This window comes from Paenibacillus sp. P4_A7, from assembly GCF_056402455.1.
This window is the reverse complement of record NZ_JBFUHJ010000189.1, coordinates 1-9699: the sequence shown is the minus strand read 5'-3', so window position 1 is coordinate 9699 and position 9699 is coordinate 1. Positions and strand designations below refer to the sequence as shown.

The 9699-nt window shown below is 42.7% G+C and carries 9 protein-coding genes and 1 pseudogene; 5 read left to right on the top strand and 5 right to left on the bottom strand.

Annotated elements, in window-relative coordinates; genetic code table 11:
* The 3 genes and pseudogenes from AC1DWN_RS19965 to AC1DWN_RS19955 form a co-directional block, all read left to right on the top strand.
* A pseudogene (locus AC1DWN_RS19965) lies at nt 1–457 on the top strand (bile acid:sodium symporter family protein); the annotation flags it as partial.
* Nucleotides 458–521: 64 nt separating this feature from the next.
* Nucleotides 522–2297 (top strand): two-component system histidine kinase PnpS, encoded by a 1776-nt coding sequence (pnpS, locus tag AC1DWN_RS19960; RefSeq protein ID WP_477560654.1) that lies wholly within the window; start codon nt 522–524, stop codon nt 2295–2297.
* Nucleotides 2298–2401: 104 nt separating this feature from the next.
* The gene (locus AC1DWN_RS19955) at nt 2402–3127 is read left to right on the top strand and encodes a response regulator transcription factor (RefSeq protein ID WP_477560653.1); all 726 of its coding nucleotides are present in this window, start codon (nt 2402–2404) and stop codon (nt 3125–3127) included.
* A gap of 52 nt (nt 3128–3179) precedes the next feature.
* On the opposite strand, the gene AC1DWN_RS19950 is transcribed toward AC1DWN_RS19955, so the two are convergent.
* Nucleotides 3180–4046 (bottom strand): helix-turn-helix domain-containing protein, encoded by an 867-nt coding sequence (locus AC1DWN_RS19950; protein ID WP_477560652.1) that lies wholly within the window; start codon nt 4044–4046, stop codon nt 3180–3182.
* 154 nt (nt 4047–4200) lie between these two features.
* Between AC1DWN_RS19950 and AC1DWN_RS19945 the strand changes: the two genes are divergently transcribed.
* Entirely contained in the window at nt 4201–5079 is an 879-nt protein-coding gene (locus tag AC1DWN_RS19945) for a lipoate--protein ligase family protein (protein WP_477560651.1), read from the top strand.
* Here the strand turns inward: AC1DWN_RS19945 and AC1DWN_RS19940 are convergent.
* The 4 genes from AC1DWN_RS19940 to AC1DWN_RS19925 form a co-directional block, all read right to left on the bottom strand.
* A complete protein-coding gene (locus AC1DWN_RS19940; protein WP_477560656.1) occupies nt 5063–5497 on the bottom strand; it encodes a threonine/serine exporter family protein in 435 nt (144 codons plus the stop codon). The two genes, AC1DWN_RS19945 and AC1DWN_RS19940, sit on opposite strands and share 17 nt — an antisense overlap.
* Before the next feature lie 27 nt (nt 5498–5524).
* Nucleotides 5525–6301: a threonine/serine exporter family protein gene (locus AC1DWN_RS19935; RefSeq protein WP_477560655.1), complete on the bottom strand. Its 777-nt coding sequence runs from the start codon at nt 6299–6301 to the stop codon at nt 5525–5527.
* An 81-nt stretch (nt 6302–6382) separates the two neighbouring features.
* A complete protein-coding gene (locus AC1DWN_RS19930; RefSeq protein WP_477560650.1) occupies nt 6383–7555 on the bottom strand; it encodes a M20 family metallopeptidase in 1173 nt (390 codons plus the stop codon).
* 94 nt (nt 7556–7649) lie between these two features.
* Nucleotides 7650–8468 carry an AraC family transcriptional regulator gene (locus AC1DWN_RS19925; RefSeq protein ID WP_477560649.1) on the bottom strand — a complete coding sequence of 273 codons (819 nt, stop codon included), beginning with the start codon at nt 8466–8468 and terminating at the stop codon, nt 7650–7652.
* A gap of 471 nt (nt 8469–8939) precedes the next feature.
* Here AC1DWN_RS19925 and AC1DWN_RS19920 point away from each other — a divergent pair.
* On the top strand, nt 8940–9699 hold a 760-nt coding region (locus AC1DWN_RS19920; protein WP_477560648.1), incomplete at its 3' end, for a CBS domain-containing protein.

The following is a 9699-nucleotide window of genomic DNA, read 5'->3' as shown; positions in this document are numbered from 1 at the left end:
TCCTACGATCATTGGTGTGGGACTGAATCAGCTCAGTCAAGGACGCATCCAAGGTATCGTTCAGCCATTCACGGCGCCAATCTCAAAGCTATGCTTTGTCGCAGTAGTAGCACTAAATGCTTCTGCTATAGCGCCACATATCGAACAGCTTAAGGATGATATGTTCGTAATTGTACCGCTTGTAATTGTCCTAGTCGGTTTATGTTACGCGCTTGGCTATGTGTGTACAGCTAAGTTTCACAGCTTTGAGCAGCAGGTTACGGTTTCGTATGCGACAGGCATGCGAAATATCTCGCTAGGTATCGTGCTTGCACTCGGTTATTTTAGTCCGCTGTCTGCTGTACCTGTTGTACTATCTATCCTTATTCAGCAGCCTTTAGCAACGCTCCATCATTACGTTTTACAAAAACTTAACAAAAGCAAGGCTAGCGGAACGATGCCCACGAGTGTAGGATAAACGTTGTATGTAAAGGGGAGTCGAAATACCCGTAATACAATGATTGAATAGGAGAGTGAACAGGATGAATAGTTTTCGCACGAGGCTGACACTCATAATGATTGGAATGATTGCGTTGTCCGTTTGCGCTGCGGGAATATTAATGGCGAAATCATACAAGGACAATCATATCAAGGCGCTTGAAGAAAATATGGTTAGAGAAATGCGGATTATTACTGCAAAGATGGACTGGGAGACGGGCGAACTGTCATCACTTTTTAATTATTATACGTCAGAGGCGAAGGAGCTCAAAGGATACACTGGTGCACGTGTAACGTTTATACGCGATGATGGCGTCGTGCTGGGTGACTCCGATTGGGATCCGAAGAAAATGAACAACCACCTTGCCCGTAAAGAAATAGCGGAAGCGCTGAAGAGCGGGACTGGCCGGGTCATTAGGGAAAGTGAAACAGCCAATAAAAATATGATTTATGTAGCGGTACCAGTAGAAATTAAACCTGGTGAAGCCCCGTATTTTATTAGGCTTGCTATGAATCTGAATGAGGTAGAGCAAAGTATCCGCAACCTAACGTTTGTGTTAGCTGGCGGCTTGCTTGTGTTGTTTCTAATTGCTGCCGTCATTAGCTACAGGGTTGCCCTTAGCATGACTCGCCCGCTAGAACAAATCACTAAGGTAGCGAAACGGATACAAAATAGAGATTACAGCGCGCGCGTGAAAGTGATGAAGCATGATGAAATTGGAGAGCTCGGACATGCTATTAATGCAATGGCAGATAGCTTGCATGTACAAATGACACGAATTGAACAAAATGAGAGTCAGCTCGAAAGTGTACTTGATAACATGATCAATGGAATCGTAATGATTGACCGCGGTGGACAGATATTACTTATGAACAGGCGAGCAGAGGAAGTATTGGGGTTCTCAGCACCGGAGCTCGTTGGGCGTCATTTCGCTGAAGCGAAGCAGCAGTATGAATTATTGCAAATGATACAAGAGGGACTTACGAGAAAGGAGCATTTACGCGAGGAAATTACGTTTTATTTTCCAGAGGAGAGATTGCTTGAACTAAATCTAGTACCTGTACTTACAGATAGCGACGAATTTACTGGCGTACTGCTCGTGCTGCAGGATGTTTCCGCAATTCGTCGCTTGGAGCGTATGCGCAGCGAATTCGTTGCTAACGTTTCCCATGAACTCAAGACGCCAATAACGGCGGTAAAGGGCTTTGCTGAAACCTTGCTTGGCGGAGCAGTGAAAGATGAAGAAACGACACGTTCCTTTTTACAAATCATATATGATGAGAGTGATCGTTTAAACCGATTGATTGGAGATATTTTAGAACTCTCCAAGGTCGAATCTCGCCGTGTTCCACTTGTTTTCTCGCCAGTAGAAGTGGATTCCTTCGTGTCCAAGACGGTTAAACTATTGGAGGCTGAAGCGGAACGCAAAAAAATAACTGTTCATATGAACATTGAACGAGGCTTGTATGTGGAGGCGGATGAGGATCGTCTCCGTCAGATTATTATGAATTTGCTCTCAAACGGCATTAATTATACGCCGGAAGGCGGAAAAGTGTCCATCAAGATAGAAGGCAAGGGCGAGGACCATATTCATATTGAAATTAGTGATTCCGGCATAGGCATTCCTAAGAAGGACTTGCCTCGAATATTCGAACGTTTTTATCGTGTTGACAAAGCTCGTTCACGGAGTTCAGGTGGCACAGGGCTAGGACTATCTATTGTTAAGCATTTGGTAGAACTGCATAAAGGTACCATTTCTGTAACGAGTACTGTGGGTAGCGGATCGACCTTTATTATCGAATTGCCTGTTCTGCAATAAAAAGGTTTACCTATTCTTCATGAAAGCATGATAAACTCATAGTATTGTAAGTATAAAAAAGTAAATGCCGCTCTTTGGCGGCATTTGCCAAGCTGGAGGTAAACATGTTGCATAAAGTGCTCGTAATTGAAGACGAACCGACGTTAGCACGACTTCTGTCGTATAATTTAACCCAAGAGGGTTATGAAACAACGGTTATTGACCATGGCGGGCAAGGCTTGCAAACAGCATTGCAAAGAAGCTTTGATCTGATCATACTGGACATCATGCTTCCTGGAATGAATGGATTCGAAATTTTGAATCGGCTTCGCCAAAATGGTGTGCGTACGCCTGTTATTATTTTAACAGCGCGCAATGCAGAGGAAGAGGTCGTTCAGGGACTGAAGCATGGAGCAGACGATTATATTACGAAACCGTTTGGCGTAGCGGAACTGCTCGCTCGGGTATCAGCCGTATTGCGGCGGACTCAGCTTGATGAAAGCAAACAGCAGATTCAATCAACAGAAAAAGTAATCACAGCTGGTGATCTGTCGATTTATCCCGAGAAATATGAAGTAATACTTAACGAAGAGTCCATACCGCTAAGACCGAAGGAATTTGAAGTGCTGCTCTACTTGGTACAACGTCCGGGTATGGTTATTACACGTGATGACCTGATGAACGTTGTGTGGGGCTTTGATTATATTGGCGGGCAAAGAACAGTCGATGTTCATGTCAGCTCGCTCCGTAAGAAGCTTGAGCTTGGACAGCAGTCCGTACAGATTGAATCGATTAGAGGCGTAGGTTATAAGCTTGTTATGCCAAAAAGACTCGTTACTCCGAAAGTATAGGGAGAACGAGTCTTTTTCATACTAGAAGGAAGCACATGTTTTAGCTATTGCATTATTGACGGTTCCATACGAGCATTTTACGTTGGAACTGTTTTGGTGAGCAATCGTTATACTTTTTGAACATTTTGTAGAAATGTGCCATGTTGGGCATGCCAATTCGTTCTCCAACCTCCGAAATGCTAAGGTCCTTCGTAAGCAATATGCGTTCCGCCCATTTCACTTTGCGATAATTGACATATTCCGTAAAGGACAAGCCGATCGTCTTTTTAAAATATTTCACGAAATAGAAATAACTCATATTGGCAATTTTGCAAACCTCTTCGACTTGGATCCGTTCAGTTAAATGATTTTCAATATAATCAAGCACTGGTTTGAGACGAAGTCGGTCAAAATTATCCTGTTCAATCAGTAMCTTGCGGGTGTCGTTACGCAGTAATAGAAGTAAAATTTGTTTAATGAGAACACTGACCGCGAGTTCATATCCAGTTTCTTTGCTTGTTGTTTCTTCAAGTATTTGACTAATAAAGGAAGCGGCTTGCTGCTTGAGAGAAACATTTTCTTCAAAAATATAGTTCGCTTTACTAAGCGGCATTTGCGTTTCTGAGAAATAGCGCATGTATGGAATAGTGCTTTGGTCGAAAAATTGCTCCAAATCGAATTGCAGTATAATATAATTAAGCTCGCTGTGACTGCGATCTCGGTGCAGTTCTGAGGCTCCTAATAAGAGGACATCTCCGGCTGTTAAATGAAAGCTGCTATCTTCTACATAGATATCTAACTTACCTTCCAAAATAAGCAGCAGCTCGAGCTGCTTATGGTAATGCCAATTCGTAAATCCACTTTGACCGCGCGTCGCCTGAAAAATTCGCAGCGATAATAATGGGTTCTCATATGCGACTTTTTCATTAACGGCTTCCAATTTTAGCTTCCTCCTTGGCATCTAATAACCTTACCTTTCATTGTAGTGAAAGGGCACATTAAAGGCAAGAGATGCAGGATGCTTCATTTATCGTTAAAATATAGGGTATGAGATACAAGCGACGGGTGATGGCTTGAAAGAGAGGTAGGATGATATGCATAGGGTAGAGGAAAAAACGACAGGTTTTCAATTTAGAAATATGTTGTTGCTGGATCGTTTAGATGATTTTTCGCAAAATGATATTTTATATCCGTTTGCTTTGGATGAGCTGCTATGCCGAACCACTGGACAGGGTGGACCGGCGATTTGCCATATTTGGCGGCATCAAAGCGCTTTTGTAATGGGCTTGCGTGATAGCCGTTTACCGGCAGCGGAGTCTGCGCAGCGTTGGCTCAAATCACAAGGCAGATCAGTTGCGGTGCGGAATTCAGGAGGAGCGGCTGTTCCATTAGATCTTGGCGTCATTAATATATCGTTGATTATGCCAAAGGAATCGGTTCAGAGCTTTCATTTTCATCAGGACTTTGAGAGAATGTATCACTTAATTAAACTGGCTTTGGAGGAATCCGGCTGTCAGGTTGATAAAGGTGAAATACAAGGAGCTTTTTGCCCGGGGGATTTTGATTTAAGTATAAATGGACTGAAATTTTGTGGAATTGCACAGAGGCGGCAAACACACGCCTTTATTGTACAAGCATTCGTTATTGCAGAGGGCTCGGGGCAAAAGAGGGCAGAGCTTGTTCGTTCCTTCTATGAACTTGCCTCAGTCGGCAGCCTTACTTCCGACCATCCTATTGTCACGGGCAGCAGTACGGCTAGCCTTGAGGAACTGACCAATTTGGGGCCAAACACGGGGAGGGTGTTCGCCGATGCTTTGAAGCGTATCATTGTAAGTGAACAGAGTTTGGAAGATGTGGCTAATGCGGAATCTGCACTAACTATGGTTATGCCTTCACCGGAACAGATTCAAGAGATGATTCACAAACTGCGTATAAGATATGCGATAGAAAAACCAGTCAGCTTGAACGAGTAGGTACTTTTCGAATGATTTGATTAATGACCTCTGAGAATACAAGACCAATCGCTATCGCCCCTGAGATCATAAAGGCTTCTACCGCTAGTTGAACAGCTATATTATATTGATTGAGTACAACGTTTCTCATCGCATCATAAGCGATTCCTCCGGGAACTAACGGAATGATACCGGATACGTTGAACACGATAATCGGTGTTTTGTACTGCTTTGAGAAAAGCTGGCTAACTATCGTTACAATAAAAGCAGCAATGAGCGTTGCGGGAATTATATTTAAGGATAGCTCTGTACATATGACATAGATTAGCCAGCCAATCATACCGACAGTTCCACAATGAGCAAGCGTCCGTTTCGGTACATTGAAGATAATTCCAAAAGCGGCTGATGCAATAAAGCTAGTAATCAACTGTTCAATCATCCCCAAGGATAATCCCCTCCGTTTCGGTTAATAAAAGGAAAGCACGGCTGCAATGCCGGAGCCGATGGCGAACGAGGTTAGAAAAGCCTCAGCACCTTTGGATAGTCCAGATACCAGATGTCCGGCCATTAAATCCCTTACAGCGGCAGTAATAAGTAAGCCTGGGACTAACGGCATAACAGAGGCAATAATAATTTTATCTAGGTTATAGCCTATCTCGAAATGCACGAAAAGCATGGATATTGTACCAATGAGCATAGCGGTCAGAAGCTCGGCAAAAAACTTAATATGTACGACTCGCTGCAGCGTGATGAGAAATAAAAAACCGAGGCCTCCAGTTAGGAAGACCGTTGAGAAATCTCGCCAACTCCCTTGGAACATAATAAGAAAACAACCACTCGCAATAGCAGCAGCAAATACCTTCAACCAAATGGGATAAGTATAAGCTACTAGATCTATATCAAGAAGTAGACGATGGGCATCACCTGCGGCAAGCGTGCCGCTGCTTATTTGTCTCGAAATATCATTAACCATAGATACCTTGAGCAGGTTTGTGGCACGTTCTGATATTCGAATAAGTCTTGTTACCTGCGAAGAGCCGTCTATTGCAAAAATAATGCCGGTAGGCGTCACATAACTATGTGAGTTGTCGAGGCCATACGCTGCTGCAATACGCATCATCGTATCCTCGACGCGATAGGTTTCCCCACCATTTTGCAAAATGATCTTCCCGGCAAGTAAACAAACCCGTGTGATCTCATCAACATTATTGTTATTATCATTACTACTATTATTGTCATTGATCACAATTGCTTCCCCCTTGATAAGGCGGAGTTGCCCGCGTTAATTACGATGTTAAATACGATACTGATAACGATGAACAGTCTACTTTGTTTGCTGTTCGAATTCTAACCGAATACGATTTAATAATGAAGAGTCTGTAAATACATCGTAAGCAGTAGCAGCGAGCATTTTAGCTCCGAACAGCATGCCATCTAGTGCATAATCAGTCATGGCCGCATCGCGAAACGCTTTGGTATGCAGCAGTAAACGCTCTTGTACGACCTTTATGTAAGGGTGGATGGCCGGGCAGCGAACAGATACATTACCAAGGTCAAGCGAACCGTGATCTTTGCCAAACTCAATATCTTCCGGAAGAATGCCAGATGCTATTAAATTTGCGTTAAATTGCTCTGATAATGCCTCATTGGTTAGCAGCTCATCATAAGAAAATTCATAATGATTTATTTTTAAAGTGCAGCCCGTTTGCAAAGCAGCACCTTCTGCACAGCGTAGCACTTTAGCTGTAAGTTCATTTGTGTAGGCACGCGCGGCGGAACGTACATAAAACTTGGCTGACGCATAATCCGGAACGATATTAGGTGCTTGCCCGCCATTATCAATAATCCCATGAATACGAGCATCGCTTCGTGTTTGTTGGCGCAGTGCATTTACGCTATTGAATAGCTGAAGTACGGCATCTAGAGCATTTATACCCTCGTGGGGGCTGGCAGCTGCATGCGCAGCGACACCTTTAAATTCAAATTGAATGGCATCTAACGAAAGGGATTCGCCCGACCTCTCGAATGTATAATAGGGATGTGCCATCAACGCAAAGTCGCAATCATCAAACAAGCCAGCTTCCGCCATAGGAACCTTGGCTCCGCGAGTTTCCTCTGCAGGTGTTCCATATACGCGAATCTTTCCACCCACGCTGTCTAAGACAGATTTTAGTCCAGCAGCAGCAGCAACACTCATCGAACAAATAAGATGATGACCGCAAGCATGACCTATTTCTGGAAGTGCGTCGTATTCACATAGAAAGCCGACCGTTGGTCCAGGTTTGCCTGAGTCATAGCTTGCAATAAATGACGTTTCGATCCCAAGTATTCCTCGTTCAACGCTGAAGCCTTGTCGGATAAGCTCCGATACAAGCAGCTCAGAAGCAAAATATTCCTCATGACCAAGCTCAGGACGATTGCCAATGGAACGTGAGATAGATCGGAATGTCTCGGCATGTTGATCTATAGTGGAGAAGATTTGTTGTTTGTTCGTCATGATAAGGATACCTCCTAAAATTTTTGCGAAGCAAAAATACTTCGTAAGCATAATCTTTAAATTTTTGCGAAGCAAAATACTTCGTATATACTCCCTATCGCATGCCGTGAATTTTTTTGAATTGCTCAGGACTAAGCCCTTCATTCCGTTTGAATACGGAGCTGAAGTAGCTAGGCGAGTCAAAACCGACTCGATGTGCAATTTCATGCATTTTAATATCGCTTTCGTTGAACATAAGCTCCTTGCTCCTATTGATACGTTCACGGTTGACGTATTCCATAGGACGCATCTTCATGGCCTTTTGAAAAAGTAAACACAAATATTGAGGTGTCACATCTATACAATTAGCTAAATCCTTAATCGTTATAAGCTTGCTATGATGGGCTTCAATATATCGAAATACCGGATTAAGCTTTAAATAGTTTTGTTCTACCGAGAGGGAGCTAACCAGAATCACCTTCATTAAATCAAGCAAAAACATATAGACAAGCTTTGAACACTCAATACCGAGAAAAGCTCGACCAGATTGTGTCATCGCGTAAATGTTTTTCATGTGGGTCACAATTATATCATGATCTGCAGTTGAATAAACGCCAGATTGTGTGATGCCAGCTTGTTGAAACAGCAGCTCTGATAAATCCCCCCTAAAGCTCATCCAAATAATATCCCAAGGCTCATGGGTAGCGAAGTATTGATGGGGCTCATTCGGAAAAAGGCAGAAGCCTTGGCCAGCGCGTGCGGTCATTTTTTGATCACCAACGTGAAGCTCCCCTTCTCCGGAAATAACCTGCAGCCATTGGAAATGCGGATAGCCGGCTGGGCGGTCAGTCGACTCCTGGTTAGTCCAATGCCCGATGCTGGTAAGATAAACCGGAAGAACGGTGTCCGTTTCGGTTAGAATCGGAAAAACCATAGTGTTATCAATAGGACATCCCTCCTGTTTCATATTTTAAAAGATAGGTGAAAATACTATTATTTTAATCGTTTATATAAAATATATAATATGAATATCCTTATAGTATATCCAATTTGGGCTAATATCAATATCAATTGGGAGGCTGTAAAATTGACTACAAAATTCCCACCGATCAGCGGTAAAATAACCATGAAATAACATCGAGTAAATCCGAGTAGATTAACCTCACTTATTATATTTAAAATTTATCACTCCACTGCATTACTAACCTTATGCATTATTGAAACGCAACATAATTGAATCAGTGGAAAATAAATAATACTAAAGTAGCAGCTCCTAGAAGAAGTATTCAAATATCTTCATAAAGTAATTGTCGAATTTAACAATGAGATAACAATTCTCTTTAATAGTTTTGATCCTTCAGACCTATATTAATAGAAGAGGTAATATAAGGAAGGGTGAGTGCTTGTGACAGAATTAGTTTTGGAGCATGGAGCTAAGCCGAATATCGATACCAACAAGGCTACTAAGCAAACAGTGGGATTAATTCACAAGCTCCAGTCCGCTAGTCTTCAGCACTTCATAATAGGAGTCCCAGTCGTATCAGCAGAACAGACATGCAGAGAGACAATCTCTACTTTTAAACAGCATCCTGAATGTGAATGTGTTGTTGTATGTGATAATGGCAGGCTGCCAATCGGCCTTTTGATGAGAAATCGTTTTTTTCTGAAGCTGGGACATCGTTTTAGTGCGGATTTGTTTTATGACAAGCCTATAACAAATCTTATGGATGCTGATCCTCTGACAATTGATTATAATTATCCGCCACAGCTGCTCATCGATAGTGCCTTAAGCCGTCATGATAGTGTTCTGTACGATTGCGTTATTGTGACGAAGGATGGTGAATTGTCAGGTGTGCTAACCGTTTCTGGACTGCTTAAGCTGTCACGTTTGCTTCAACAGGAAGCAATCGATGCACAAATGTTGACCATTCGATCAGCAGAGCAACGTGTAAATGAAATCGAGAAAGCAATAAGCAGTGTTCGCATTTCAACAGAGCAAGGTGAGTCTCTATCAGTGGAAATGGTAGATTTGACGTTGATGGGGAAAAACGAGCTGGATAGGGTGACCGATGCTATTAGTACTATCACAATTAACTCGCAGCTTCAAGAAAAACGAATGAATGAATTGCAAGAAGAAGCGGGTTCGATAAGCAAAGTGTCTATGC